This window comes from Bradyrhizobium diazoefficiens (assembly GCF_016616885.1).
GTDB classification, from domain to species: Bacteria; Pseudomonadota; Alphaproteobacteria; order Rhizobiales; family Xanthobacteraceae; genus Bradyrhizobium; species Bradyrhizobium diazoefficiens_F.
Window position 1 is genome coordinate 284,680 of record NZ_CP067102.1, and the last position, 26,427, is coordinate 311,106.

Consider the following 26,427-nt stretch of genomic DNA (forward strand, 5'->3'; position numbering starts at 1 on the left):
CAAAAACTATTCCGAGGGCCGGTTGCGCTGGCGATCGCTGTAGAGCTTCATGATCGCGGCCGCAGTTTCCTCGATCGAGCGCCGCGTGACGTCCAGCAGCGGCCAGTCGTGCTTGGCGCTCAGCTTGCGCGCAAACGCGACCTCCTCGGTGACCGACTGCCTATCGGTATAGGTGTCGCTGCCGGCTTCGGCGCCCATGGAGAGCAGGCGGTTCTGGCGGATCTGGATCAGACGCTCCGGCGTCGCGTGCAGGCTGACGACCAGCGGCCGGGTCAGTGTCCCCAATTGCGCCGGCACGGGGATGCCCGGCACCAGAGGCACGTTGGCGGTACGGATGCCACGGTTGGCGAGATAGATCGACGTCGGCGTTTTCGAGGTGCGGGACACGCCGACCAGCACGACGTCGGCTTCCTCGAGCCCATCGACATGCTGGCCGTCGTCATGGATCATCGTATAGTTCAGCGCGTCGATGCGTTTGAAATATTCCGCGTTGAGCACGTGTTGCGCGCCGACGCGACCCGTCGTCGCAGCGCCAAGATAGGCTTCGAACAACTGCATGACCGGGCCGATGATCGAGAGGCTCGGCACATTGATAGTCTTGCACTTGTCCTCGAGCCTCGAGACCAGATCTTTCTCCAGCAGCGTGAACAGCACGATGCCTGGCGCTTCCTCGATCTCATCGAGCACGCGATCGAGCTGCTTCTGGCTGCGCACTAGCGGATAGACATGCTCGACCGGGGTGACGTTTGCGTATTGGGCTGCGACCGCACGCGCGACCGTGATCAGGGTCTCGCCGGTGGAGTCGGAGACGAGGTGCAGGTGGAAATAATTGTTCGAGGTCGGCACAAAAACTCTTTGTATGGGGGCGGTGTGGTTTGTGGATTTCTGTGGACCTTAACCCCTCGGAAAGGGTTGCGCGACACCAGGGGCGGGACAAGTGCCAATTTTCTTCACACCACTGCCCATCGGAACAAGTCCGGCGCCCCGCCGAGCGGAAAACGGGATTGCGCGGACAACCCCCTTGATAAGCTGCCGACAGAAACGCGCAAGCCTTTGAAGCTGGCTGACTTATCGCGAGCCGCCAGAGCTATCCGGGATATGTTGATGGATGTGAACAAGCGCAGCTCAACCAGCGGATGGAATTGCATGAGTCCAATCCACGGTCACATAGACTCAAACCTTAAGAATCTAAGATTCTTAGATTTAAGAGGAGCGCTACGGACGGATATGTGTGCAGGTAAGACCTTAACGAGTACTTACTATCCCCAGCGTTCTCTGAGCTGAGCTGGGCGGAGCCGGAAGCAAAACATGTTTGAAGACATCTATCTCTGGATCAAGGCGCTGCATGTGATCGCGGTCATCTCCTGGATGGCCGGCATGCTCTATCTGCCGCGGCTGTTCGTCTATCACTGCGAGGCCGAGATCGGCTCGAAACAGTCCGAAACCTTCAAAGTCATGGAACGCCGGCTGCTCAAGGCGATCATCAACCCCGCCATGATCGTCACCTGGCTTGCCGGGCTCTATCTCGCCTGGGCCGGCCATTGGTTCACGTTCGGCTGGCTGCACGTAAAACTGGCACTGGTCCTGGCGATGTCCGCGGTCCACGGCTTTTTTTCCCGCTGGCTCAAGGACTTCGCCGCCGACAAGCGCCCGCACAGCCAGAAATTCTTCCGGATTATCAATGAGGTGCCGACCGTTCTGATGATCATCATCGTCATCATGGTGATCGTGAAGCCGTTCTAGGCAGGAAACGCGAACGATCGCTCATCGCTTCGGCTTGCGGAGTGGGAAGCGATTTTCTATATTAGCGATATCCCACCCAACGCAGGCGGATGTGGTTGTGTCCGAGCTTTTTAAAAGCCGGACACCGCATCAGGTTTGAAGCCTCCACCGGCACTCACCTTGCCAGACCTGCGGACCTTACCTTCTCGCGTCCGCATTTCAGAGCCTCCTCGCACCCCCTCCCAAGGTTACCCCACAGGACCACCCCAATGCGGGAAATTAAACTCCAGGACCTCAAGTCGAAGACGCCGGCCGAGCTCGTCTCGTTCGCGGAAGAGAACGGGGTCGAGAATGCCAGCACCATGCGCAAGCAGGAGCTGCTGTTCGCCATCCTCAAGCAGCTTGCGCTCGCGGAAACCGACATCGTCGGCGAGGGCGTCGTCGAGGTGCTCTCCGACGGTTTCGGCTTCCTCCGCTCGCCCGATGCGAATTATCTGCCGGGCCCGGACGACATCTATGTCTCGCCCTCGCAGATCCGCCGTTTCGGCCTGCGTACCGGCGACACCATCGAAGGCCACATCCGCAGCCCGAAAGAGGGCGAGCGCTATTTTGCGCTGCTGAAGGTCAACACGCTCAATTTCGAGGACCCGGAAAAGGCCAAGCACAAGGTCAATTTCGACAACCTCACGCCGCTGTTTCCGAATCAGCGCTTCCGCATGGAAATCGACGATCCGACGCGAAAAGACCTGTCTGCACGGGTGATCGACATCGTCGCGCCGATCGGCAAGGGCCAGCGCGCGCTGATCGTCGCGCCGCCGCGCACCGGTAAAACCGTGCTGATGCAGAACATCGCGCACTCGATCACGCACAACCATCCCGAATGCTATCTGATCGTGCTTCTGATCGACGAGCGTCCGGAAGAAGTCACGGACATGCAGCGCTCGGTGAAGGGCGAGGTCGTGTCGTCGACCTTCGACGAGCCGGCGGTGCGTCACGTCCAGGTCGCCGAAATGGTGATCGAGAAAGCCAAGCGTCTCGTCGAGCACGGCCGCGACGTCGTCATCCTGCTCGACTCGATCACGCGTCTGGGCCGCGCCTACAACACCGTGGTGCCGTCATCCGGCAAGGTGCTGACCGGCGGTGTCGACGCCAACGCCTTGCAGCGCCCGAAGCGCTTCTTCGGTGCCGCCCGCAACATCGAGGAGGGCGGCTCGCTGACCATCATCGCAACCGCGCTGGTCGATACCGGCAGCCGCATGGACGAAGTCATCTTCGAAGAGTTCAAGGGCACCGGTAACTCGGAACTGATCCTGGATCGCAAGGTCTCGGACAAGCGCACCTTCCCGGCCATCGACATCTCGCGCTCCGGCACCCGCAAGGAGGAGCTCATCACCGACAATCAGGTGCTGAAGAAGATGTACGTGCTCCGCCGCATCCTGAACCCGATGGGCACCATGGACGCGATCGACTTCCTGCTCGACAAGCTGCGCTCGACCAAGAGCAATTCGGAGTTCTTCGACTCCATGAACACCTGAGCCTGGGTACAGCAAGAGTTTTGAGGGCGCCTTCGGGCGCCCTTTTTCGTTGTGCGGCTTTGCTGCAGCGAAGGTGCAGCATTCAGGGTGGATTTCGCGGTTAGAGTCGAGCTTCGCTTAGTCTGTTGATATATCTAAACAATATTAGACCTAGGTCGAGCCTATCCTGGCGAGTGTGACGGGTTCCTGCAGCAGAATTCTGTGCTCTATGTTGCATCGCAATATGGACTTTGCTGGCGGATTGGAGCGCGGCAAAGCAGTCACGTACGCCCATGAGAGGGCCGATTGCCTTTTCCCCGCCAGCCGGACAAATAGGCCATGCACCCGCGAGACCAGACCATCTTTGCGCTGTCGTCAGGCCGTCCGCCGAGCGCGATCGCATTGGTGCGCGTCTCGGGCCCGCAAGCCGGCCTGGTGCTGACGACGCTCGCAGGTAAGCTGCCCACGCCGCGGCGAGCCAGCCGCCGGTTGCTTCGGGACGGCGCGGGCCAGCCGATCGACGATGCGGTCGTGCTCTGGTTTCCGGGGCCGAGGAGTCCGACCGGCGAGGACGTCGCCGAATTCCACGTTCATGGCGGACGCGCCGTGCTAGCCGCGCTCCTCGCGGAGATTTCGCTAATTCCGAATACACGCGCCGCCGAGCCAGGCGAGTTCACCCGGCGCGCGTTTGAGAACGGCAAGCTCGACCTCACCGAGGCCGAGGGTCTCGACGATCTGATCCACGCCGACACGGATCGCCAACGTCGCCAGGCGCTGCGCCTGTTGCAGGGCATGCTCGGCAACCGCGCGCGTGATTGGCGCGAGCGCATCATCGAGGCATCGGCGCTGATCGAGGCCGGCATCGATTTTTCCGACGAGGGCGACGTGCCCGCGGAATTGATGGCGCCGGCCGTGAAAGCGATCAAAGCGCTGCATGATGAAATTGTAAAAGTCCTTGCGGCACAGGGACATTCTGAACGCCTGCGCGACGGCCTGGTGGTCGCGATCGCTGGCGAGCCGAATGTCGGCAAGTCGACGCTGATGAATCAGCTCGCCCGCCGCGAGGTTGCGATCGTTTCGCCGCACGCCGGCACCACGCGTGACGTGATCGAGGTGCAGCTCGATCTCGACGGCTATCCCGTCACGGTGATCGACACGGCCGGCATTCGCGAGACCGATGATCCCGTCGAGCAGGAAGGCGTGCGCCGGGCGCGGGCGCGGGCCGAAGACGCCGACCTCGTGCTGTGGCTGGTGGAGGGAGAGCGACCCGCTGATCCGGACGCGACGCGGTCGCTCCGGACCGCCGGCGAGGGTCAGCGGTCAAGCGGCTCGGTCTGGATTGTGAGAAACAAAATCGATCTCGGCGGAGCCGCAACGGCCCGGCCGCCCGGCGATTTCGGGATCTCGGCGAGCCGGGGCGATGGCATCCCCGAGCTGGTCGAGGCCCTCGTCAAATTCGCGGCTGATTTTTTCGGAACCACCGAGGGCGCGTTGGTGACCCGGGCCCGGCAGCGAGATCTGTTGGCTCGGGCCGCCGACAGCTTGCGCCGAAGTCTGGAGCTTGTAGAAGAGGGCGAAGAGCTCGCCGCCGAGGAACTGCGCGCCGCCGCTTATGCCTTGGGTCGGCTGCTTGGCCGGGTGGATGTCGAGGACGTCCTCGGGGCCATTTTCCAAAAATTCTGCATCGGAAAGTAGCGCTAGTTCTTCAATGTAAAACTAGCGCTTGTTTCCATTGCTTGTGCGTGGACGGGTTCCACCCTGTTTCACGTGAAACAGCAACTATCCCAACGCTGTTCCTACTGTGCATGGGGTTGCTTTTGCGAAATTGCCCCGGCCCCCGACGACATCGTTTCACGTGAAACACTGGGCCTCACCGAGTTTCCACTTCCGGCTTTCCGGCCGCTGAGCTAGAAGTCGGTCCATGCGAACAGAGCGAGAGAGTTTCGACGTCATCGTGATTGGCGGCGGCCACGCCGGCTGTGAGGCCGCGGCTGCTTCCGCTCGGATGGGTGCGACGACCGCTCTGGTGACGCACCGTTTCTCCACTGTCGGCGCGATGTCCTGCAATCCGGCCATCGGCGGTCTGGGCAAGGGCCATCTGGTGCGCGAAGTCGATGCCCTCGATGGTCTGATGGGCCGGGCCGGTGATGCCGGCGGCATCCAGTTTCGTGTGCTCAATCGTCGCAAGGGCCCCGCTGTCCGTGGCCCCAGGGCCCAGGCCGACCGGAAACTCTATGCCGCTGCGATGCAGGCTGCGATCGGGGAGACCGAAGGTCTTTCCGTCATCGAAGGTGAGGCCGACGAGCTGATCGTGGTCGAGGACCGGGTCACCGGGCTGCGCCTGACGGACGGACGGGTGCTCCGGGCAGGGGCGGTCGTCATCACCACCGGCACCTTTCTCCGTGGCCTGATCCATCTCGGCGAGAAGAACTGGCCCGCCGGCCGCGTCGGCGAGGCCACGGCGATGGGTCTTTCGGGCTCCTTTGAGCGGGCCGGCTTCACCCTGGGACGGTTGAAGACCGGGACGCCGCCGCGTCTGGATGGCTCGACGATTGACTGGTCCGCGGTCGAGATGCAGCCCGGAGACGAGCCGCCGGAGCCGTTCTCTGTGATGACAGAACGGATCACGACCCCTCGGATCCAGTGCGGGATCACCCGGACCACGGCCGCCACCCACGAGGTGATCCGGGCCAATGTCCATCGCTCCCCGATGTATTCCGGCCAGATCAAGAGCTCGGGACCGCGCTATTGCCCCTCGATCGAGGACAAGATCGTCCGGTTCGGCGATCGCGATGGCCATCAGATCTTCCTTGAGCCGGAAGGGCTCGACGACACCACGGTCTATCCCAACGGCATCTCGACCTCGCTTCCGGAGGAAGTCCAGCTCGCAATCCTCGCCAGCATCCCCGGCCTGGAGCGGGTGAAGATGGTCCGTCCGGGCTATGCCATCGAGTACGACCACATCGATCCCCGTGAGCTCGATCCGACCCTGCAGACCAAGCGTCTGCGCGGTCTGTTCCTGGCCGGACAGATCAACGGCACCACCGGATACGAGGAAGCGGCCGGCCAGGGCATCGTCGCCGGCCTCAATGCCGCGCTCTCTGCCAGCGGCGCCGCGCTGACTGTGTTCGATCGTGCCGACGGCTATCTCGGCGTGATGATCGACGACCTCGTCACCCGCGGGATCAGCGAGCCCTATCGGATGTTCACATCGCGAGCCGAGTACCGGCTGACCTTGCGAGCGGACAATGCCGATCAGCGCCTGACCGAGAAGGGGATCGCGCTGGGCTGTGTCGGCAGTGCCCGGACCCAGCATCATCGTGCCAAGATGGACGCCCTGAACGCGGCGCGGACACTGTCGAAGTCGCTAGCCATCACTCCGAACGAAGCGATCAAGCACGGGCTGTCCCTGAACCGGGACGGCCAACGCCGCTCAGCCTTTGAGTTGATGGCCTATCCGGATATCGGCTGGGGCCAGGTCCGCGCGATCTGGCCGGAGCTGTCCGCCATTGATCCCGTCATCGCCACCCATCTCGAGATCGACGCCAAATACGATGTTTATCTCGAGCGCCAGAGCGCCGACGTCGAAGCCTTCCGGCGCGACGAGGGGATGGTGCTGTCGGAGGTCGACTACCAGCAGGTCCCGGGTCTCTCCAATGAAGTCCGCGCCAAGCTGGAGAAGTCGCGGCCGTTCACGGTCGGTCAGGCCGGCCGGATCGATGGCATGACGCCGGCGGCACTCGGCATCCTCGCGGCCTATCTTCGCCGTGAGGCGCGCAGGACTTCCAAGGCAATTGCATAGGCGTTTCACGTGAAACAGCGCGGACCCGGCGGCGACAGGCCGCTAACCCGACAGCCCGGAGCAGGTGAGGGCGGTGGTCGTCGATCCGAGCCGCCGCCGGCCAAGCCGAAGATCGACAAAGCCAGCGCCAACGACCAGGCGCTCGACTCCGTCATCGCCGCCGACAAGCGCCAAGCGCTGAAGCTCGCGCCCGTTTCACATGAAACAGAGGGGCGGCTCGATCGCTACATCGCGCTGCTCCGGGAATGGCAGGCCAAGACCAATCTGGTCGCGCCGTCGACCTTGCCAAACCTCTGGACCCGCCACATTGCCGATTCGCTTCAGCTCGTCGATCTCGCACCGACCGCAAAGCGCTGGGCCGACCTCGGCAGCGGCGGTGGTTTTCCCGGGGTCGTGCTGGCTTGCGCCATGGCCCGGACACCGGGCGCCAGCGTCCATCTCGTCGAGCGAATCGCCAAGAAGGCCGCGTTTTTGCGCGAAGCAATTCGCGTCACCACATCTCCCGGAGTCGTACATCTCGCTGAGATCGGGGATAATGTGGATAGAATCACCGGCCCCGTCGATTGCGTCACCGCCCGCGCGCTGGCTCCGCTACATCAACTCATCGGCTTTGCAGAGCCGCTGATGCGCCAGGGCGCAAAAGCGCTGTTTCTCAAGGGTCAAGATGTAGAGGCTGAATTGACCGAAGCCGCTAAATATTGGAATATTCAGTCGCAGCTCCACCAAAGTCGGACGGGTGACGGGTGGATCGTCGAGCTAACTTCAGTTGAACGGCGCGGGTGAACGTTCAGGGGTCGAGTGGGGAAATTCGGATGACCGTGATTGACGAACCGCAGCTAGACCAGACCGACCAAGAAAAGGCTGAAGTCCCGCATGGCCACCCGCGCATCCTGGCGCTGGCGAATCAGAAGGGCGGCGTGGGAAAGACAACCACGGCGATTAATCTAGGCACGGCACTCGCAGCGATTGGCGAGCGCGTTTTGATCGTCGATCTCGATCCGCAGGGCAACGCCTCGACCGGCCTCGGCATCGATCGCCGCAACCGCTCCTGCTCGACCTACGACGTGTTGATCGGCGAAGCCCCTCTGCGTGAAGCCGTGGTCTCGACTGCGGTGCCGCGGCTGCACATCGCGCCCTCGACCATGGATCTCTCCGGCCTTGAGCTCGAGCTCGGCACCACGCCCGGCCGCGCCTTCAAGCTGCGCGACGCGATCGCCGCGCTCAACAACAACGTCTCGCCGGACGCCGATTACACCTATGTGCTGATCGACTGCCCGCCGTCGCTCAACCTGCTCACGGTCAACGCGATGGCCGCGTCGGATGCGATCCTGGTGCCGCTGCAGTGCGAGTTCTTCGCGCTCGAAGGTCTGTCGCAATTGCTGCAGACGGTGGAGCAGGTGCGCTCGACGCTCAATCCGAATCTGTCGATCCACGGCATCGTGCTGACCATGTTCGACTCGCGCAACAATCTCTCGAACCAGGTCGTCGCCGACGTCCGCCAGTTCATGGGCGAGAAGGTCTACAAGACCATGATCCCGCGCAACGTGCGCATCTCGGAAGCGCCGTCCTACGGCAAGCCGGTGCTGGTCTACGATCTCAAATGCGTCGGCAGCGAAGCTTATCTGCGGCTCGCCACCGAAGTGATCCAGCGCGAGCGCGAGCTGCGCGTCACGCATTGACGATGCCGTAGGGCCGTAGGGTGGGTTAGCCGAAGGCGTAACCCACCACTGTCTATCTCCGCCGAAGCAGAAGAGGTGGGTTACGCTTCGCTAACCCACCCTACGATTCGAAATTCAGTTCTGGAGTGCTGCAGCGTGAATCCAAGGGAGCTGGCGATGGCCGACGAAGCGCGTTCGCGACTGGGCCGAGGTCTTGCGAGTCTGATCGGTGACGTCGGCGGCGAGGCCCAGCACGTCGATCGTCCGCGCGCGCAGCGCAAGGTGCCGATCGAATTCATCAAGGCCAATCCGCGCAATCCGCGCCGCACCTTTTCGGACATCGAGCTCAAGGAGCTCTCCGAGTCCATCAAGCAGCACGGCGTGATCCAGCCGATCGTGGTGCGCCCCGTGAAGGGGGCGCAGGACCGCTTCGAGATCATTGCTGGTGAGCGCCGCTGGCGTGCCTCGCAAATGGCCGGCCTGCATGAAGTGCCGATCGTCCCGGTCGACATCAGCGACAGCGATGCGCTGGAATTCGCGATCGTCGAGAACGTGCAGCGCGAAGACCTCAACCCGATGGAAGAGGCGCAGGGCTATCACGCGCTCGCCAACGAGTTCAAACGCAGCCAGGACGACATCGCAAAAGTCGTCGGCAAGAGCCGCAGCCACGTCGCCAACATGATGCGGCTGACAAAGCTCCCGGCCGAGGTGCAGGCCTTCATCGCGAGCGGCGAGCTGACCGCCGGGCACGCCCGTGCGCTGATCGGCGTGCCCGATCCGCTGGCCGCCGCCAAGCGCATCGTCGCGGAGGGCCTCAACGTCCGCCAGACTGAGGCGCTCGCGCATGAGGAGGGCGTGCCGGAGCGCAAGCCGCAAAAGGCGCGGGCCACCGGTGGCAAGGAAAAGGATCCTGATACGATCGATCTTGAGAAGCGTGTCAGCGACGCGCTCGGCCTCAAGGTCACCGTCAATCATCGCGATCCCGGCGGCTCGGTCCAGATCAACTACCGCAACCTCGATCAGCTCGACGAGGTGATGAAGCGGTTGGCGAAGGGCGCTCTGTAGGTCACCGATGTCGTCCTGGCGAAAGCCGGGAGGACGTTCAAGGCATTGCTCTATCCACCCGTCATTGCTTCGTCGCAAGGGCTCCTTGCAATGACGCATGGAGGGAGTTGCGCTTGGAATGACGTGAAGAGAGTAGGCGCGCTCAGCCCCGCCGCTTTGCATTCGCGGCGATCGCCATCAGCGTGCGCTGGGCGATGGCGGCGGCCAGCGTCGATTGCTTGCGGGTGTCGAGCGCGGCGGTCGCAAGCTGCTCGATGATTGCGGCGAGCCTTGCCACGCTGAAATTGCGCAGCGCGGTTTCGACCGCGGACTTTCGTGAAAAATGCAGCCGCGGAAATCCGCCGTCGAGCACGGCGGAGGCCGGCGTGCCGTCGGCGATCGCGAGCGCGGATTTATGCAGCCACGCGGCCTGGCGCTGCGCGGCCGAGATGATCACGCCGGGATAGGTGCCGGCGATCATGGCCTTTGCGAATTCGGTCTCGACGATATCGGGCCGGCCGGCGAAGGCGCCGTCGACGATCGGATCGAGCTTCAGCTCCGACGCATCCGCGACGACGGACATCACGTCATCCAGCGTGATCTCGCCCTTGCCGTGGGCGTACAGCGTGAGCTTGCGCAGCTCGTTGCGCGAGGCCTGGCGATCGCCGCCGAGGAACGACATCAGCGCGCCGCGGGCATCCTGCGCGATGCGCAGATTCGCGATGCGGAGCTCGTCCTCTATCAATTTCGCCAGGTCGCGCTCAGTGTCGGGATAGCAGCCGATCGCCACCGCGGCCTTGGCCTTCTCGCAGGCCTTGCGCAGCGGCGATTCCGGGCGCAGCTCGCCGGCTTCGATCACGATACGGCAATCCTTCACCGGCATCTCGGCCAGCGTGTCGACGCCGCTGGCAAAGCTGCGCGAGCCAGCGCGGATGCGAATGGCGCGCCGGCCGCCGAACAGCGGCACGGTCATGGCTTCGTCGACCAGGCGCGACGGCTCGGCGGAAAGCTCGTCGCCGTCGAGTTTGACGAGCGAGAAGGGATCGTTGGGATCGTCGACGGCGGACGCAATCAGCGCGTCGGCGCGCTCGCGCACGAGGCCGGCATCGGGACCATAGAGCAGGATGATCGGACGGCCCGCGTCGGGGCGGGCGAGGAAGGCGTCTATCTCCTTTCCGCGCAGCGCGACCAAGAACGTCAAGTGCCTGCGGTGAAGAACGCGGCGAGCCGGGTGTTGATGTTCTCGGCGATCTCGTTGGCGGCGCGATCCTCGGCGTCACGCACCGCGCGGTTGCGGCTGAAACGCTGGTAGGAGCCGGGCATGTCGTAGGACACGCGCGAGAACGTCGTGCCCGTCATCACCGATTTTCCGGTCGCGACCTCGATCAGATTGTACTGGCAGTCGATGCCGTAGTTCTCGGTGTTCGGCAGGCCGGTGTTGGGGTCGACGATCAGGGACGTCTTGCTGGAGTTGAAGCGGATCACCAGACGGTGGGTCGGCGGCATGCCTGTCGCCGAGCCGTAGAGCTTGAACGCTAACGCGTTGCGGACCTCGACGCCGACGCGGGCCTCGCGGGAGGCATTCGCCTTGTCGATCGGCGGAAGATCGACCCCCATCAGCTTCTCGCGCAAGCCGGGGGTGCCGTCGGTATGCTCGGCATACATCGGCTGGAAGCAGCCGGCCGTCAGCGCCGCCAATGCGGCAACCGCCAGCAAGCGGGCTGCGATACGGATCCTAGCCGACAACATTCACGATCCTCTTGGGAACGATGATCACCTTGCGGACGGGCTTGCCATCCAGAGCCAGTTTTACCGCATCGAGGGCCAAAACGGCAGCCTCGATTTCCGGATTCTGGGCCGCTGTTGCAACTGTGACATCACCCCGCTTCTTGCCGTTGACCTGGACCACCAGGGTCACGCTGTCTTCAACCAGCAAATCGCGTTCGATTTGCGGCCAGTTGGCCTCGGAAACCAGCCCGGGCTGGCCCAGAACCTGCCAGCACTCCTCGGCCAGGTGCGGCATCATCGGGGAGAACAGCTGGACCAGGATCTGGCTGGCCTCCCGGATCGCCCAAGCCAAATCTGGAGCCAGATCGGCGGCCGGCTGGCCGGGGCGCTGCAGCACCTCCGAAAACGTGTTGGTGAATTCACGGATATGGGCGAGGCAGACGTTGAAGTGCAGCCGCTCGACGCCGGTCGTGACCTTGTCGAGCGCGCCGTGGGCGGCCTTGCGCAAGGTTGTGGCATCCGGGCCGAAGCTGGCCGGCCGAGCCGCGGGGGCACCCTTGCCGAGTTCTTCCGCATCGTTCACCAGCCGCCACAGCCGCTGCACGAAGCGCGAGGCGCCCTGGACGCGCTCATCGCTCCAGATCACGTCGCGGTCGGGCGGGGAGTCCGACAGCATGAACCAGCGGGCGACGTCGGCGCCGTAGGTCGCGATGATGTCGTCGGGGTCGACGGTATTCTTCTTCGACTTCGACATCTTCTCGATCGCGCCGATCTGGACGTCCTCGCCGGTCGCCAGCAGCGTCGCGCGGCGTCCGTTGCCGCCGACTTCGACCTTCACCTCGGCCGGCTGCACCCAGCTGCCGTCGGCCTTCTGGTAGGTCTCGTGCACCACCATGCCTTGCGTGAACATGCCGGCGAACGGCTCGTCCAGCGCGATGTGCCCGGTCGCCTTCATGGCGCGGGTGAAGAAGCGGCTGTAGAGCAGATGCAGGATCGCGTGCTCGACGCCGCCGATATACTGGTCGACCGGCAGCATCCGGTTGGCGACCGCAGGCGTCGTCGGGGCGTTCTCGTTCCAGGGATCGGTGAAGCGCGCAAAATACCACGACGAGTCCACGAAGGTGTCCATGGTGTCGGTTTCGCGCTGGGCCTTGCCGCCGCATTTCGGGCAAGTCACGTGCTTCCAGGTCGGATGATGGTCGAGCGCGTTGCCCGGCTTGTCGAAGGTCGCATCGTCGGGCAGCGTCACCGGCAGGTCGGCATCCGGCACTGGCACCACGTCGCACGTCGGACAGTGGATGACGGGAATCGGGCAGCCCCAATAGCGCTGGCGCGAAATGCCCCAGTCGCGCAGGCGGAAATTGACTTGGCGCTCGCCGACCGGTGCGTTGCCGCGCAACTCGTTCTCAAGACGTTTTGCGACTTCGTCCTTGGCCTGATCGATGGTCATGCCGTCGAGGAAGCGCGAGTTGATCATACGACCGTCACCGTCATAGGCGGTGTCGGTGATGACGAACGTCTTGGGATCCTGGCCCTCGGGGCACACCACCGGCGTGTTGCCGAGATTGTACTTGTTGACGAAGTCGAGGTCGCGCTGGTCGTGTGCGGGGCAGCCGAAGATCGCGCCGGTGCCGTATTCCATCAGCACGAAGTTGGCGACATAGACCGGCAGCTTCCAGCTCGGGTCGAACGGATGGACCGCGCAGATGCCGGTGTCAAAACCCTGCTTCTCCGCGGTATCGATGATCTCCTGCGCGGTGCCGATCTTCTTGATGTCGGCAATGAACTTGGCAAGCTCAGGATTCTTCGCGGCAGCTGCTTGCGCCAGCGGATGATCCGACGAGATCGCCATGAATTTCGCGCCGAACAGCGTGTCCGGGCGCGTCGTAAAAATCTTCAGCTCGCTCTCGCCGGCCGGCGTGGTCGCCTGATCCAGCGCGAAGCGAATCAGCAGACCCTCGGAGCGGCCGATCCAGTTGCGCTGCATCAGCCGCACCTTGTCGGGCCAGCGGTCGAGCCCGTCCAACGCGGACAGCAATTCCTGCGAGTACTTCGTGATCTTGAAGACCCACTGGCTCATTTCGCGCTGCTCGACGACGGCACCCGAACGCCAGCCGCGGCCGTCGATCACCTGCTCGTTGGCGAGCACGGTCATGTCGACCGGATCCCAGTTCAGCTTGCGCTTCTCGCGCTCGGCGAGGCCCGCGGCGAGCATGTCCAAAAACATCTTCTGCTGATGCTTGTAGTAGCTGGGGTCGCAGGTTGCGAATTCGCGCGACCAGTCCAGCGACAGCCCGATCGAGCGGAGCTGCTTCTTCATCGCGGCGATGTTGTCGTAGGTCCAGGCTTTCGGCGCGACCTTGCGCTCGATGGCGGCGTTCTCGGCCGGGAGGCCGAAGGCGTCCCAGCCCATCGGGTGCAGCACGTTGAAGCCCTTGGCGCGCATGAAGCGGGCCAGCACGTCGCCGAGCGTGTAGTTGCGGACGTGGCCGATATGGATGCGCCCGGACGGGTAGGGGAACATCTCCAGCACATAGTATTTCGGCCGGGAATCGTCGTTCTTCGAGACGAAGATCGCCTGTTCGTCCCACTGGCGTTGCCAGCGCGGTTCGGCGTCACGGGCGTTATAGCGTTCGGAGGTCATGGAATCGTTGGGTTTTCGTGGTTTCGGCCGGCTGAAGAGGCCGGACTAGGCCATAGAAGTCCTCGGGGGGTCAATGGGTTGCCGCTGCCGACGGCACCCTGCAATGCTGTTCCGCAAAAGTACGGATGAGGGCGTTGGGATCGGATGAAGGGGCGGTGCGAGGTTGGCCGCCAACAGCACCCGCGCCAGGCAGATCATACTCAAACAATAACGCTAGCCCGCCATCGCGATTTCGGCGGTGCTGCCCTCGATCCGCATAACGCCGTGCTCGACGACCTTGTTGCGGCCGCGGTGTTTGGCAGCGTAGAGCGCGGCGTCGGCGGCTTCGATCAGGTCGCCCGGACGCAAAGTCTCGTTCGGCCGGGTCGCAGCAACGCCGATCGACACCGTGACCACCATATGGGCCGAGGTGATGTGCGGCAGGCACAGCTTCAGCACGGCTGCGCGCACCAGCTCGCCGATCTCGACGGCGCGGTGCACGTCGGTGTTCGGCAGCAGCAGGCAGAATTCTTCGCCGCCATAGCGCGCCGCAAAGCCCATCGTGTCGGCCGCGATGCCGGACAGTGATTCGCCGAGCCGGGTCAGGCAGGAATCGCCTTCGAGATGGCCGTAGGTGTCGTTGAACAGCTTGAAATGATCGACGTCGATCATCAGAAGCGCGAGCTCGCTGCCATATTGCTGCGCGCGCATCCATTCGAAATCGAGACGGCTCTGGAAGCCGCGGCGGTTCGCAAGCCCCGACAGCATGTCGATCGACGCCATCACCGTCAGCCGGTCATTGCTCGCGATCAGCTCGCGCTCGCGCTGGCTGAGCTGCGCGGCCATCGCGTTGAAGGCGCGCGCCAGCGGGACGAATTCGGAGGGCAGCCGGTTGCGCGCGGCGCGGGCCGACAGGTCGCCCTCGCCGAGACGCTTGGCCATGTCCGCGAGCATTTCGATCGGCTTGATCACGAGCTTCTCGGCGGCGATCAGCGCGCCGAGCAGCACGAACACGACGACGAAGGCGAGCTGAAGATAGGCTGTGCGGATGTCGCGGCTGACCGCCGCGGACACCTTGTCCTCGTCGATGCTGGCGATCAGGCGGGAATTGGTGCCGGCGATACGGATGAAGCTGACCGCGCGCCGCGATCCGTCGGCGGCGAGGAACGACAGCGAGCCTTCGTCCTGGTCGGAGCGCAAGGCCTTGTCGGCGATTGCCGACATCAGCGGCATGTTGTCGAGCGGACGTCCGACCGCGCTGTGCTGGTCGGCGGGCGCAGCCAGCACGGTGCCGGCGCTGTCGACCAGCACCGCCGTGATGCCGGCGCGGCCGCCCAGATTGTTCATGACCTTCGACATCCAGTCGAGGTTGACGGTCGCGAGCACGACGGCATCGGCAACGCCGCTGAACGCGGAGACTGGATAGACCGCCATGACGGTCGGCGACTGCACGGGCTTTGACAGGATGAAGTCGGACAATACGAAGCGGCCGGTCTCCTGCGCCTGCTGGAAATAGGGTCGGTCGGAAAGATCGAGGCCGACATACATGTTGTTGGTCGCGCACTGGATGCGGCCGTCCTGGCCGGCGATCAGGAGCGTGCGGATCCAGGGAAGGCTCGTCGGCAGGCTCGCACGCAGCACGTCGCAGCTCTTGCTGACGCCGCCGACGGAGGCGCGGATGAAGGCTTCCGATTTCAGGATGGTCTCGACCGACGAGATCACCTCGCGCTGCGCGTCCGCACTGTGCCTTGCGACCGTGGTGAACTCGGCCGTGGCTTGCGCGATTTGTTTTGTGCGGGTGTCCTCGAGCGAGCGAATCCGCTCGAGCATCAAGGGCGCGACCAGAAGCACCGCGAGCAACGCAAGCCGGGCCCTGATGCCGAGGACCTGCTTGAGTTTTGCTCGTTTGCGGTTGAAACTGACGTTTGCCATCTTCGCTACCCACCCCACGGGCAAGGTAAAGCGAAGGGTTCAAAAACTCTTTCTTGAACTCGGTAAAATTGGAACTAGCTCCGTTACTCCTGCAATCGATCGACGCCATGACAGAAGCCAATGCCGCGCCGGTAACCGGCGATTCACCAAACGCGCTCGCCGCGGTCGAAGCGGAGATTGCACGCGCCTGCAGGGATGCGCGGCGCGATCGTGCCTCCGTGACGCTGATCGCGGTGTCCAAGACTTTCGCAGCGGACGCAATTATCCCGGTTATTGGCGCCGGACAGCGCGTGTTCGGCGAAAATCGCGTGCAGGAAGCCAAAGGCAAGTGGCCGGCGTTAACCTCTGTTTACCCAGAGATCGCGCTGCATCTGATCGGGCCGCTGCAATCCAACAAGGCGAAAGAGGCGGTGGCGCTGTTCGATGCCATCCATTCGGTCGACCGTCCGAGCATTTGCCAGGCGTTAGCCAAAGAAATCGAATCTCAGAACAAGCACCCGCAACTTTTCGTCCAGATCAACACCGGCGAGGAGCCGCAGAAGGCCGGCGTCGCGCCCGGCGAGGCCGACGCCTTCCTCGCGAGCTGCCGCGATACCTACGGGCTGACGATCTCCGGCCTGATGTGCATCCCGCCAGTGGACGAGCCGCCGGCGGCGCATTTCGCGCTGACGGCCAAGATCGCGGCGCGTAACGGATTACAGAATCTGTCGATGGGCATGAGCGCGGATTATGCGACCGCCATCATGCTCGGTGCCACCCATGTGCGCGTGGGCAGCGCGATCTTCGGGCATCGGTGATCGCCGTCGGCGAGGGCCGCGCCCAGAAGCGGCTTTTGAGTTCGTCATTGCGAGCGCAGCGAAGCAATCCAGAATCTTTCCGCAGCGGGACTCTGGATTGCTTCGCTGTGCTCGCAATGACATGTGGAGAGAGATGCGCTCGCAATGACGGCGAGGTTTACGAACCTCATCGACACCTTCCCATCAGCCGTGTCGCACATGATGCGACGTCAAGCTTGCTGCCGTCGCGCCAATGTCGAACGAGGACCTGCGAGGCGGCGGCGATCTGATCCTTGTCGAGCATGTGTCGTCACCCGATGATGATTTTTGTTCTTGGTCCTATCAGCCGCAGCAATTGTAGCATCGCGGCCTTGGTCATGGAGACGCAGCCCGCGGTTGGGCCGAAATTGTCGCGCGCCAGATGCAGAAACACCGCGCTGCCGCGGCCGGCAATGCGCGGCCTGGTGTTGTGGTCGATTTCGATGATGAAATCGTAGAGCTGGTCGGCGCGCTTGAGCCGGTCGCCGCCTTCGCCCTCCCCGCGCCGGATCCACTGGTTGTAATGGCGATCACCGGGATCCTCGCACCAAGCGTCCGCGCCGGTGATGATCCGGGCCGGCAGAAGCGTCTTGGGACGGCTGTGGCGGTCGCCCCGCCACCACAAGCGTCGGGGGCGAAAGCTGCCCCTGGGGGTGCCGCCGTCGCCCTCGCGCTTGTTGGCCAGAATGCCGCCGCGCCCCAGCGCAACCGGAATCGTCAACTGTCCGGCTGTCAGCCAGCCCCGGCGCGGATTGCCGGCGGCAGGCCTAACGCGGATCGCGGAGAGCTGCTGGAAGCGTCGATTCATGGGATAAGCGTTTGAATTGACGTTATTTTTCATGTGAACGCGCGGTGTCGAATTCATTACAGGACATTCATCAAATCGCCCTGCTATTCTGGGTTAGAGTAATTCCGGCTTGTGAATCGGTAACAGCCCACTACTTCAACACGAACAACAATAAAAACAGAGACCCCTCAAACTTCCCATCACGGCTGGGTGCGGCATGCATGCGCGCCTGGTCGACCCCAAAAGGATGATCCCCTATGGCCAATGCCCGCAAGATCCTGATCGTGGATGACGATACCGATCTGCGCGACACGTTGGTGGAGCAATTATCGCTGCACGAAGAATTTGAGGCCTCCGCCGTCGATACTGGCGCCAAGGGCGCGAGCGCCGCAAAGGCCAACGCTCCCGATCTCGTGCTGATGGATGTCGGCCTTCCCGACACCGACGGTCGCGAAGTGGTCCGCTCTCTCCGCAAGGGCGGCTTCAAGGCGCCGATCATCATGCTGACGGGGCATGACACCGATTCCGACACGATTTTGGGCCTGGAATCCGGCGCCAACGACTATGTCGCCAAGCCCTTCCGTTTCGCCGTGCTGCTGGCCCGCATCCGTGCCCAGCTCCGCCAGCACGAGGCCAGCGAGGACGCGGTGTTCTCGGTCGGCCCCTATTCCTTCCGTCCCGGCTCCAAGATGCTGACCGCCGCCAATGCGCGCAAGGTCCGCCTCACCGAGAAGGAAACCGCGATCCTGCGCTTCCTCTACCGGGCCGGTCAGATGCCGGTCTCGCGCGAGACCCTGCTCCAGGAGGTCTGGGGCTACAATTCCGGCGTCACCACCCACACGCTGGAAACCCACATCTACCGCCTTCGCCAGAAGATCGAGAAGGACGCCGCCAACCCGGAAATCCTGGTGACGGAAGCCGGTGGCTACAAGCTGGTGCCGTGATACGTTCCAGGAGCGCGCGATTCGTCGTAAATTAGCGCGTTCCACGAGCCTCGGACCGGAATGTCAATCGACGACGACGTAGCGCTGCTCGAGCGTGTCCCGACACTGCGCCTGTTGGGAGACGCCTCGCTGCGCATGCTGGCGATCGGCTCCGAGCAGCGTGACTTCGTCCGCGGCGACATCTTGTTCAATCTCGGCGACGATGCCGACGCCGGCTTCGTGGTCCAGCGCGGCGCCTTTCGCGTCGATGACGGCGCCGGCGCCGAGATGATCGCAGGTCCCGGCACGTTGATTGGCGAGCTCGCGCTGGTCGTGCCCATGAAGCGCCCCTCGGGCGCGGTTGCGCTGGAGCATTCCTCCGTCATCCGCGTCGCGCGCAGCCTGTTTCAGCGTGTGCTCGAAAGCGATCCCGCTGCCGCGGTCCGCCTCCGCGACGAATTCGCGGTTCGCTCCAGCCAGATCGCGAGCGACATCCTGATGGCCGGTGCGAAGCTGAGCACCTGAGATCGTTCCGGTCTCTTCAGACCTCATCCTTTGTTGAACGCATACAGCGCGCTGCGGTCGTCCTGGTAAAGCCGCCGCAGTCCCGGCATGACCGCCAGATGCGGCGCATCGACGTCGAGCAGCCAGACATAGTCGAAGCGATCGCGCGGAATCTGCGCGATCCTTTGCGCGAGCGTGGCGCTCAGATCGCCGTCGCAGTCGCCCGGGACGATCTCGATGTACTGAGACGCATCTGCATTGAACGCGGTGCCGCGTGCACGGAGCGGCGTCAGCAGTTGCTGGCCACCCGATACATCCCACTGCGAATTGACGAAGGCGTCCCGCCGGACGATGGCGAGCGACCCCAGATGCGCGACACGCGGTGCTCGCCATTGCTCGCAGCTTGGCGGCCGTGTCAGCACGGCGATGCTTGCGCCGCGCGGGACGTCCTTCAGGGCCTGCAAATGTTGCGCGTAACCGGCATCATAGGCCGCGAACCCGACGGCCATGGCGACGATCCGAATCGCAAAAACAGCCAGCGCCATGCCGGCAATGATCGCCGAGCCGCGCTGCATGCGGTCGGTGGGCGCGATGGCGGTGAGGCCGATGATGAAGAAGACCGGCCATAGCCGGACATCGGCATAGACCGCGCCGAACATCTCGCCTGGCATCAGCAGGATCAGAACGAGAAAGCTCGCTGCTCCGACCAGCAGTGCTGGATTGCGCCTGACGTCACGGCTGCGGATGCCAAAATACAGCAGGCCGATGGCGAGCAGCAGGCTCAGCGTGTCCAGCCAGATACTCTGGTCGCGCAGCGTCCATACCAGTCCGAGGATCTTGGCGCCGATGTCGAAGAAATGATCCGTCGAGGCGGCGCCATTGCCTTGCCGCCAGATGATCATGAGCCCGGCGGGAATCATGACGGGCCACGTGCGTCGCAGAATGACGAGCACCATGGAAGGCCACGCTGCTGGCGCGCGATTCCAGCTGCGGCAGAGCTCAAAGGCACCGACGAGGACAACCAGAACGACCCAGCCATAGGCGTGCGCGAGCCAGACCAGGCAGGCGGCCGCCGCGAACAGCGCGGCCCGCATCATCACCGAGTCTTTCTTTCCTGCCGTCTCGACCCAGGATGCGAAAACGTGAAACGCGAGCGCACAGCCAAGCCAATAATTCACGAAGCCAAGCTGGAACGGATAGGACATCGCGAACCATGCGGCCACGACGGCAAAGGGCGTGAGCTCACCATGCAGCGCCCGGCTGATCCGTCCGATCGCAGAGATCATGAGGAGCGAAAGCGCCAGCGCAATCAGCCAGGCGGCGCGTTCGAGACCGAGCATCGGTGCCAGCGGAGCGACGAGCAATTCAACGCCCAGATTGCCGACCAGCTGCCAGTGAAAATCCCAGTTCTGCTGCAGCGCCGGCGACTCCGCCAGATGCAGTTGCACATGGTAGCGGCCGATATGGGCCAGGAAATCGATCAGCGGCGGCGTATGCACGAACCAGAACGGTATCGTGCTCAGCAACATCAATCCCGGCACGACGAAACGGGAATTCCACCACGCGCGAACGGGTGGTTCTGTGGCGTCTGACGGCGCTTGTGTGCGCATCATCTCTCCGGAGGCTTAAACGTCGAGCGTCACCGTCACCGGCACGTGATCCGACGGTCGCTCCCAACTGCGGGCATCGCGCAAAATCTTGAAATCCTGGACCGCGTCTTTCAGCGCGCGCGAGACCCAGATATGGTCGAGCCTGCGGCCGCGGTCGCCGACGGTCCAGTCGGCGGAGCGGTAGCTCCACCACGTGTAGACCTTCTCCGACATCGGAATACGGTCGCGCGCGACGTCGATCCATTCGCCGGCGCTGAGCGCGGCCTGCAACTTTTCTGTTTCGATCGGCGTGTGCGAGACGATTTTCAGAAGCTGCCTGTGCGACCACACGTCGTTCTCGTGCGGCGCGACGTTGAGATCGCCGACCAGGATGTGGCGGTCTTCGCCGCGCGGATGCAGCGGCTCGCACGCCTTCATCTCGTCGAGAAAGCGGAGCTTGTGGTCGAATTTCTCGTTCAGCGCGGGATCGGGAATGTCGCCGCCGGCGGGCACGTAGAAATTATGCAGCACCAGCGGCTTTGCGATGTTGGCCTTCTCGCCAAACGATACCGAGATATGACGCGAATCCAGCTTGTCGCAGAAGGTACGGATGTCCATGGTTTCGAACGGAATCTTCGAGACGATGGCGACGCCGTGATAGCCCTTCTGCCCGTTCAGCGCGACGTGCTCGTAGCCGAGCCGCTTGAAGCGCTTCAGCGGAAAGGCGTCGTCGATGCACTTGGTCTCCTGGAGACACAGCACGTCCGGCCGCGCGCTCTTGAGAAACTTCGCGACCAGATCGATGCGCAGCCGCACCGAATTGATGTTCCAGGTTGTCAGGGAAAGACGCATGGGAATTGCGTCTTAGCATGGATTGGCGTAAGTGGCAGTTTGTAGGGTGGATTAGCGAAGCGTAATCCACCGACTTGCTTTCCGCGGAGGAATAAGTGGTGGGTTACGCCTTCGGCTAACCCACCCTACGGACCTATCCCGGTGACGGCACGCTGTAATTGGTGAAATCGATCTTGAACATATTGGGATCGAGCTTCTTGCTCGTGTCCAGATTATAAACTGCGAATGTGGTGTCGTAGCCCTGAGGATCGGTCACCGTCCATTGCTTCAACTGGCCGTCCTTGGCGCCGAGCATCAGCAAGAGGCGACTGGTGCCGACCAGCGCCTGCTTCTCCTCGATGGTGACGCTGATGAAGAGGTCGTCGGCCGTGACGCTGACGACGTTGGTGTCCTTCATCAGGTCGATGCGATCGGACAGCAGGAAGCGGAGCGGCGTCTGTGACAGCGGATAGACGTCCTGCGTCGCGAGCTTGCGATCGCGCACCACGACCGACGAGCCGTCGGCAACGATGTCGATCGGGCTCGGCGGATCATATTCGACGCGCATCTTGCCGGGCTTCTGGATGTAGAAATCGCCCTGCGTTTTGCTGCCGTCGGGGCCGACCTGGACGAAGTTTCCGACCAGCGTCGACAGCGAGGACAGATAGGCGCTGACCTTGGCGGCCTGCGCCTTCTGGTTCGCATCGAAGGTCTGGAAGATGCTGCTCGGCACGTTGCGGCGCGGATCGGGAATGATCGGATTCGGCGGCGCCTGCGTTGCGCCCGTGATCGACGGTCCGCCCGAAGGTGGAGCAGCGTCGCGGCCCTTCGGCGCAGGCTTCGGCACGGGCACGTTCTGCGCAAATGACGCAGCGGTCACCATCGCGGCGGTGACGAGCAGCACGCCCGCCACGCGCGCAGCGAAAGAGGCTGCGAATCGAATGTCCGGATGTTGGGTCAACGCGTCGTCCTGTGTGGCTGGGCGTCGTTTTAGCGTGATTTCGGGCAAAAGCAGATAACGTTTTTGCGTGAAATAGGACTTTGAGGCGGCTCGCCTCACATATGGCTGTCTTCTTCCTCGACCAGAATCTCGCGCTTGCCGGCGTGGTTGGCAGGTCCGACAATGCCTTCCAGTTCCATGCGCTCCATCAGCGATGCGGCGCGGTTATAGCCGATCTGCAGGCGGCGCTGGATGTAGCTGGTCGAGGCCTTGCGGTCGCGTTTGACGATGGCGACGGCCTGCTGAAACAGGTCGCCGCCGCCATCCCCGCCCATTCCGGTGGCATCGAACACCGCGCCGTCCTCGTCCTCGGTCGGCTCTTCGGCGGTGACGGCCTCGAGATATTCGGGCTGGCCCTGCGTCTTGAGGTGGCGCACCACCTTCTCGACTTCATCGTCCGAGGCGAAGGGACCATGCACGCGGCTGATGCGGCCGCCGCCGGCCATATAGAGCATGTCGCCCTGGCCGAGCAGCTGCTCGGCGCCCATCTCGCCGAGAATCGTGCGGCTGTCGATCTTCGAGGTGACCTGGAAGGCGATGCGGGTCGGGAAGTTCGCCTTGATGGTGCCGGTGATGACGTCGACCGACGGACGCTGCGTCGCGAGGATCACATGCAGGCCGGCGGCGCGCGCCATCTGCGCGAGACGCTGAACGGCGCCTTCGATGTCCTTGCCGGCAACCATCATCAGGTCGGCCATTTCGTCGACGATGATGACGATGTAGGGTAGCGGGTCGAGCGAGAGCTTTTCTTCCTCGTAGATCGCCTTGCCGGTTTCCTTGTCGAAGCCGGTATGCACGGTGCGCGTCGGCTCTTCGCCCTTTGCTTTCAATTCGCCGAGGCGCGTGTTGTAGCCGTCGATGTTGCGGACACCGAGCTTGGCCATGTTCTTGTAGCGCTCTTCCATCTCCCGCACGGCCCATTTCAGCGCGACCACCGCCTTCTTCGGATCGGTCACGACGGGGGTGAGCAGATGAGGAATGCCGTCATAGACGGAGAGTTCGAGCATCTTCGGATCGACCATGATCAGCCGGCACTGGTCCGGGCGGAGCCGATAGACCAGGCTGAGGATCATGGTGTTGATGGCGACCGACTTGCCGGAGCCGGTGGTACCGGCGATCAGCATGTGCGGCGTGCGGGCGAGGTCGATGATGACAGGATCGCCGCCGATGGTCTTGCCGAGGCAGAGCGGCAGTTTGGCGACAGAGTCGACGGTCTCCTTGGCGACCAGCAGCTCGCGCAGATAGACCTTTTCACGATGCGCGTTCGGCAGTTCGATGCCGATGGCATTGCGGCCGGGGACGACGGCGACGCGCGCCGACAGCGCGCTCATCGAACGCGCGATGTCGTCGGCAAGCCCGATCACGCGCGACGATTTGATGCCGGGTGCCGGCTCCAGCTCGTACAGCGTGACGACGGGACCCGGATTGGCCTTCACGATCTCGCCGCGCACGCCGAAATCCTGCAGCACGCCTTCGAGCGAGCGCGAATTGGCTTCCAGCTCAGCCTTGCTGAGCGGCTGGCGATCGCCGGCCTTGGGTGCGGCCAGCACGGACACGGAGGGAAGCTCGAACTTGTCGGAGGATTTCTTGGACGGAGTCTTCGGTGCAGCCTTCTTGCGCGGTGCGCGCGCGGCAGGCTCTTCCTCTTCCTCCTCCTCGTCGTCCTCTTCTGCCCCGTGCTCGTCTTCGTAGTCCTCGTCCTCGGACTGCGGTGAGATCGAGGGCGCGGCACGGCCGCCGAGATTGGGTTCCTGCCGGCTGAAGGAAACTGCCTTGGTCTTCGATCCGCTCGAGACCAGCGAGCGGTAGGCCGCGCCGAACAGCCAGATCAGCCGCGCCTTGGTGCTCATCAGCGCGTGGAACAGCCAGCCCAGCGACACCGAGCCACGATCGCTCTCCTCGTCTTCGTCGAGCGGCTTGTCGTCGTCCTCGATCTCCGCGAGCTCTTCGTCATGCTCGCGTGCGCCAAGCCCGCAAGCGATCAGGAAGGTCGCAGCCAGCGCGACGAACAGGATGATGCCGAGCACCATGCGATAGATCACGCCGGGCGGCCCGAAAATCACCGCGGGCGCACGCACCAGCGCATCGCCGACTACGCCGCCGAGCCCGGTCGGCAGCGGCCAGGCGCCGCCATGCGGCCAGCAGCTGACAAAGCCCGCCGCGATCACGGTGCAGAGAATCCACGAGCCGAGCCGCAGCGCCTCGCGATCGAACGGGCGATGGGTCATCATGCGCCAGCCCCACACCGCGACCGTCAGGATCAGCATGATCGCGCCGAGCCCGAGGATCTGCATCGCGAGGTCGGCGCCGATGGCGCCGGCATAGCCGAGAATGTTGCGGATCGGACGCGATGTCGCGTGGCTGAGGCTCGGGTCCTGCACCGACCAGGTCATCAGCGCGGCGGACGCGACGCCGGACAGCGTAATCAGGCCGAGACCGGTGAGCTCGCGCACGCGGCGGCTCAGCGCCTCGCGGATCGAGGGCGGCAGATGGCCGACCAGAGGAATCACACGTTCGATTGCCGACATGCTCATGGGCCCGCCTAACCCAGAGTTTCGACCAGCCGGTGCAGCGCCTGCGCCGTGGTCTCACTATCCTGTACCAGCGCCAGGCGAATATAGCCGGCACCGGGATTGAAGCCGTCGGGCTGACGCCGCGCCAGATAGGAACCGGGCACCACGCGCACGCCGGCTTCCTTGAAAAGCTTGAGGGTCACGGAGACATCGTCGCCGATCTCGGACGTATTGAGCCAGACGCAGAAGCCGGCGTCGGGCCGGCGATAGCCGTAACGATTGCCGATGATCTGATCGGCGAGATCGAACTTGATCCGGTAAAGCCTGCGGTTCTCCTCGACGTGCGCCTCGTCGCCATAGGCAACGGTCGCGACATGCTGGAGCGGCACCGGCACCTGCGGCGCTGCGATGTTGCGCAGCTCCAGGAACATGCCGATGAGCTTCTTATCGCCGGCGGCGAAGCCGACGCGCAGGCCCGGCAGGTTGGAGCGCTTCGACAGCGACTGGAACGCAACCACGCGGGTGAAATCGGGGCCTGCACATTCGAGCGCGCTGCCCGGCGCTTCGCGGGTGTAGATCTCGGAGTAGCACTCGTCGCTCAGGATCACGAAGTTGTAGCGATCGGCGAGGCTCTTCAGGCGCGTGAAATAATCGCGCGAGGCGACCGAGCCCTGCGGATTGGCGGGTGACGCCAGATAGAACGCCACCGTACGTGCCAGCGTCGCTTCGTCGATGGCGTCGAGATCGGGCAGGAAGCCGTTTTCGACGGTGGTCGGCAGATAGACCGGCTCGCAGGCTGCAGCGCCGGCCCCGGCGCCATAGACCGGATAGAACGGGTTCGGCATCAGGATGGCGGGCTTGCCGGAACGCGGGCCGACATAGCGCGCTGCTGCGATCGCGGCGAGGAATAGCCCCTCCCGGCTGCCATTGAGGACGAGAATCTCGGTCTTGGGGTCGAGCGATCGCGGCAGCTTGAAGCGCGACGACAACCAGGCGCTCGCTGCCTGGCGGAATGGCTCGGTGCCCTGGTTCATCGGGTAGCGGCCGAAATCAGCGATGTGCTTGGCGAGCACCGGACCGACGAAGTCCGGCACCGGATGCTGCGGCTCGCCGACCGCGAGCGAAATCAAAGGCTTGCCGGTTTGATGCGGCGCCAACAGCTCGTTCAGCCGGACGAAGGGCGAGCGTTCGTTGTCGGAGCTTCCACCGGCTAGCGGCGCACGGGATGAAGCGGTCATAGCCATTCTGGGCGCCAGCACTCTTGGAACGGCCGGCGCATGGATACGCCGGCGGGAAAGCGGTTCAGTTCACCATAGATAGGGCGAGGTTAAGACGCGATTAACCATCGGCAGGCCGACCCGTCCAGAGCAGGAATAATGAGGCCGGATAACAATGGGATGCATGGCTTATTTGCGTCGTTGCGGCGCGATCGCGTCGATGAC

The 26,427-nt window shown here is 63.6% G+C and carries 21 protein-coding genes; 10 read left to right on the plus strand and 11 right to left on the minus strand.

The genetic code is table 11. From position 1 onward, the window contains the following. Positions 1 to 6 precede the first annotated feature (6 nt). Positions 7 to 846 (minus strand): pyruvate, water dikinase regulatory protein, encoded by an 840-nt coding sequence (locus JJC00_RS01250; RefSeq protein WP_200470983.1) that lies wholly within the window; start codon positions 844 to 846, stop codon positions 7 to 9. A 462-nt stretch (positions 847 to 1,308) separates the two neighbouring features. Here JJC00_RS01250 and hemJ point away from each other — a divergent pair, with 462 nt between their 5' ends. From hemJ to JJC00_RS01285, 7 genes are all read left to right on the plus strand, one after another. Next, positions 1,309 to 1,743 (plus strand): protoporphyrinogen oxidase HemJ, encoded by a 435-nt coding sequence (hemJ, locus tag JJC00_RS01255; RefSeq protein ID WP_200470984.1) that lies wholly within the window; start codon positions 1,309 to 1,311, stop codon positions 1,741 to 1,743. A 248-nt stretch (positions 1,744 to 1,991) separates the two neighbouring features. After that, on the plus strand, positions 1,992 to 3,257 hold the full coding sequence (rho, locus tag JJC00_RS01260; protein ID WP_027535007.1) for a transcription termination factor Rho: 1,266 nt from the start codon (positions 1,992 to 1,994) through the stop codon (positions 3,255 to 3,257). A gap of 318 nt (positions 3,258 to 3,575) precedes the next feature. Continuing rightward, complete coding sequence (mnmE, locus tag JJC00_RS01265) at positions 3,576 to 4,931, plus strand: tRNA uridine-5-carboxymethylaminomethyl(34) synthesis GTPase MnmE (RefSeq protein WP_200470985.1); 1,356 nt, start codon at positions 3,576 to 3,578, stop codon at positions 4,929 to 4,931. Between the two features lie 226 nt (positions 4,932 to 5,157). Continuing rightward, positions 5,158 to 7,038 carry a tRNA uridine-5-carboxymethylaminomethyl(34) synthesis enzyme MnmG gene (mnmG, locus tag JJC00_RS01270; RefSeq protein ID WP_200470986.1) on the plus strand — a complete coding sequence of 627 codons (1,881 nt, stop codon included), beginning with the start codon at positions 5,158 to 5,160 and terminating at the stop codon, positions 7,036 to 7,038. Positions 7,039 to 7,047: 9 nt separating this feature from the next. Next, positions 7,048 to 7,821: a 16S rRNA (guanine(527)-N(7))-methyltransferase RsmG gene (gene rsmG, locus JJC00_RS01275; RefSeq protein ID WP_433996475.1), complete on the plus strand. Its 774-nt coding sequence runs from the start codon at positions 7,048 to 7,050 to the stop codon at positions 7,819 to 7,821. A gap of 29 nt (positions 7,822 to 7,850) precedes the next feature. Beyond that, complete coding sequence (locus JJC00_RS01280) at positions 7,851 to 8,717, plus strand: ParA family protein (RefSeq protein WP_200470987.1); 867 nt, start codon at positions 7,851 to 7,853, stop codon at positions 8,715 to 8,717. A 156-nt stretch (positions 8,718 to 8,873) separates the two neighbouring features. Further along, the gene (locus JJC00_RS01285; protein WP_200470988.1) at positions 8,874 to 9,761 is read left to right on the plus strand and encodes a ParB/RepB/Spo0J family partition protein; all 888 of its coding nucleotides are present in this window, start codon (positions 8,874 to 8,876) and stop codon (positions 9,759 to 9,761) included. A gap of 142 nt (positions 9,762 to 9,903) precedes the next feature. Here JJC00_RS01285 and holA read toward each other — a convergent pair whose 3' ends face one another. The 4 genes from holA to JJC00_RS01305 form a co-directional block, all read right to left on the minus strand. After that, positions 9,904 to 10,932 (minus strand): DNA polymerase III subunit delta, encoded by a 1,029-nt coding sequence (holA, locus tag JJC00_RS01290; RefSeq protein ID WP_200473939.1) that lies wholly within the window; start codon positions 10,930 to 10,932, stop codon positions 9,904 to 9,906. 5 nt (positions 10,933 to 10,937) lie between these two features. Further along, a complete protein-coding gene (gene lptE, locus JJC00_RS01295; protein ID WP_200470989.1) occupies positions 10,938 to 11,489 on the minus strand; it encodes an LPS assembly lipoprotein LptE in 552 nt (183 codons plus the stop codon). Then, complete coding sequence (gene leuS, locus JJC00_RS01300; RefSeq protein ID WP_200470990.1) at positions 11,476 to 14,112, minus strand: leucine--tRNA ligase; 2,637 nt, start codon at positions 14,110 to 14,112, stop codon at positions 11,476 to 11,478. Before leuS ends, lptE begins: the two co-directional genes overlap by 14 nt. A 213-nt stretch (positions 14,113 to 14,325) precedes the next feature. Then, positions 14,326 to 16,023, minus strand: a complete 1,698-nt coding sequence (locus tag JJC00_RS01305) for a diguanylate cyclase domain-containing protein (protein ID WP_200470991.1) — start codon at positions 16,021 to 16,023, stop codon at positions 14,326 to 14,328. 107 nt (positions 16,024 to 16,130) lie between these two features. Between JJC00_RS01305 and JJC00_RS01310 the strand changes: the two genes are divergently transcribed. Next, positions 16,131 to 16,820, plus strand: a complete 690-nt coding sequence (locus JJC00_RS01310; RefSeq protein WP_200470992.1) for a YggS family pyridoxal phosphate-dependent enzyme — start codon at positions 16,131 to 16,133, stop codon at positions 16,818 to 16,820. Positions 16,821 to 17,109: 289 nt separating this feature from the next. Here the strand turns inward: JJC00_RS01310 and JJC00_RS01315 are convergent, their stop codons facing one another. Further along, a complete protein-coding gene (locus JJC00_RS01315) occupies positions 17,110 to 17,646 on the minus strand; it encodes a L,D-transpeptidase family protein (protein ID WP_349643527.1) in 537 nt (178 codons plus the stop codon). Between the two features lie 236 nt (positions 17,647 to 17,882). Here JJC00_RS01315 and JJC00_RS01320 point away from each other — a divergent pair, with 236 nt between their 5' ends. Beyond that, on the plus strand, positions 17,883 to 18,569 hold the full coding sequence (locus tag JJC00_RS01320; RefSeq protein WP_007598630.1) for a response regulator transcription factor: 687 nt from the start codon (positions 17,883 to 17,885) through the stop codon (positions 18,567 to 18,569). A 60-nt stretch (positions 18,570 to 18,629) separates the two neighbouring features. After that, complete coding sequence (locus JJC00_RS01325) at positions 18,630 to 19,073, plus strand: cyclic nucleotide-binding domain-containing protein (protein ID WP_200470994.1); 444 nt, start codon at positions 18,630 to 18,632, stop codon at positions 19,071 to 19,073. A 23-nt stretch (positions 19,074 to 19,096) separates the two neighbouring features. Here the strand turns inward: JJC00_RS01325 and JJC00_RS01330 are convergent, their stop codons facing one another. The 5 genes from JJC00_RS01330 to JJC00_RS01350 all read right to left on the minus strand — a co-directional run bounded on the left by JJC00_RS01330 (position 19,097) and on the right by JJC00_RS01350 (position 26,229). Then, positions 19,097 to 20,662: a hypothetical protein gene (locus JJC00_RS01330; protein WP_200470995.1), complete on the minus strand. Its 1,566-nt coding sequence runs from the start codon at positions 20,660 to 20,662 to the stop codon at positions 19,097 to 19,099. Between the two features lie 15 nt (positions 20,663 to 20,677). Continuing rightward, positions 20,678 to 21,493: an exodeoxyribonuclease III gene (gene xth / locus JJC00_RS01335; RefSeq protein WP_200470996.1), complete on the minus strand. Its 816-nt coding sequence runs from the start codon at positions 21,491 to 21,493 to the stop codon at positions 20,678 to 20,680. Between the two features lie 133 nt (positions 21,494 to 21,626). After that, positions 21,627 to 22,385 (minus strand): outer membrane lipoprotein carrier protein LolA, encoded by a 759-nt coding sequence (locus tag JJC00_RS01340; RefSeq protein WP_200473940.1) that lies wholly within the window; start codon positions 22,383 to 22,385, stop codon positions 21,627 to 21,629. A gap of 143 nt (positions 22,386 to 22,528) precedes the next feature. Beyond that, complete coding sequence (locus JJC00_RS01345; RefSeq protein WP_200470997.1) at positions 22,529 to 25,006, minus strand: DNA translocase FtsK; 2,478 nt, start codon at positions 25,004 to 25,006, stop codon at positions 22,529 to 22,531. 8 nt (positions 25,007 to 25,014) lie between these two features. Beyond that, on the minus strand, positions 25,015 to 26,229 hold the full coding sequence (locus tag JJC00_RS01350; protein WP_200470998.1) for an aminotransferase class I/II-fold pyridoxal phosphate-dependent enzyme: 1,215 nt from the start codon (positions 26,227 to 26,229) through the stop codon (positions 25,015 to 25,017). Positions 26,230 to 26,427: the final 198 nt, after the last annotated feature.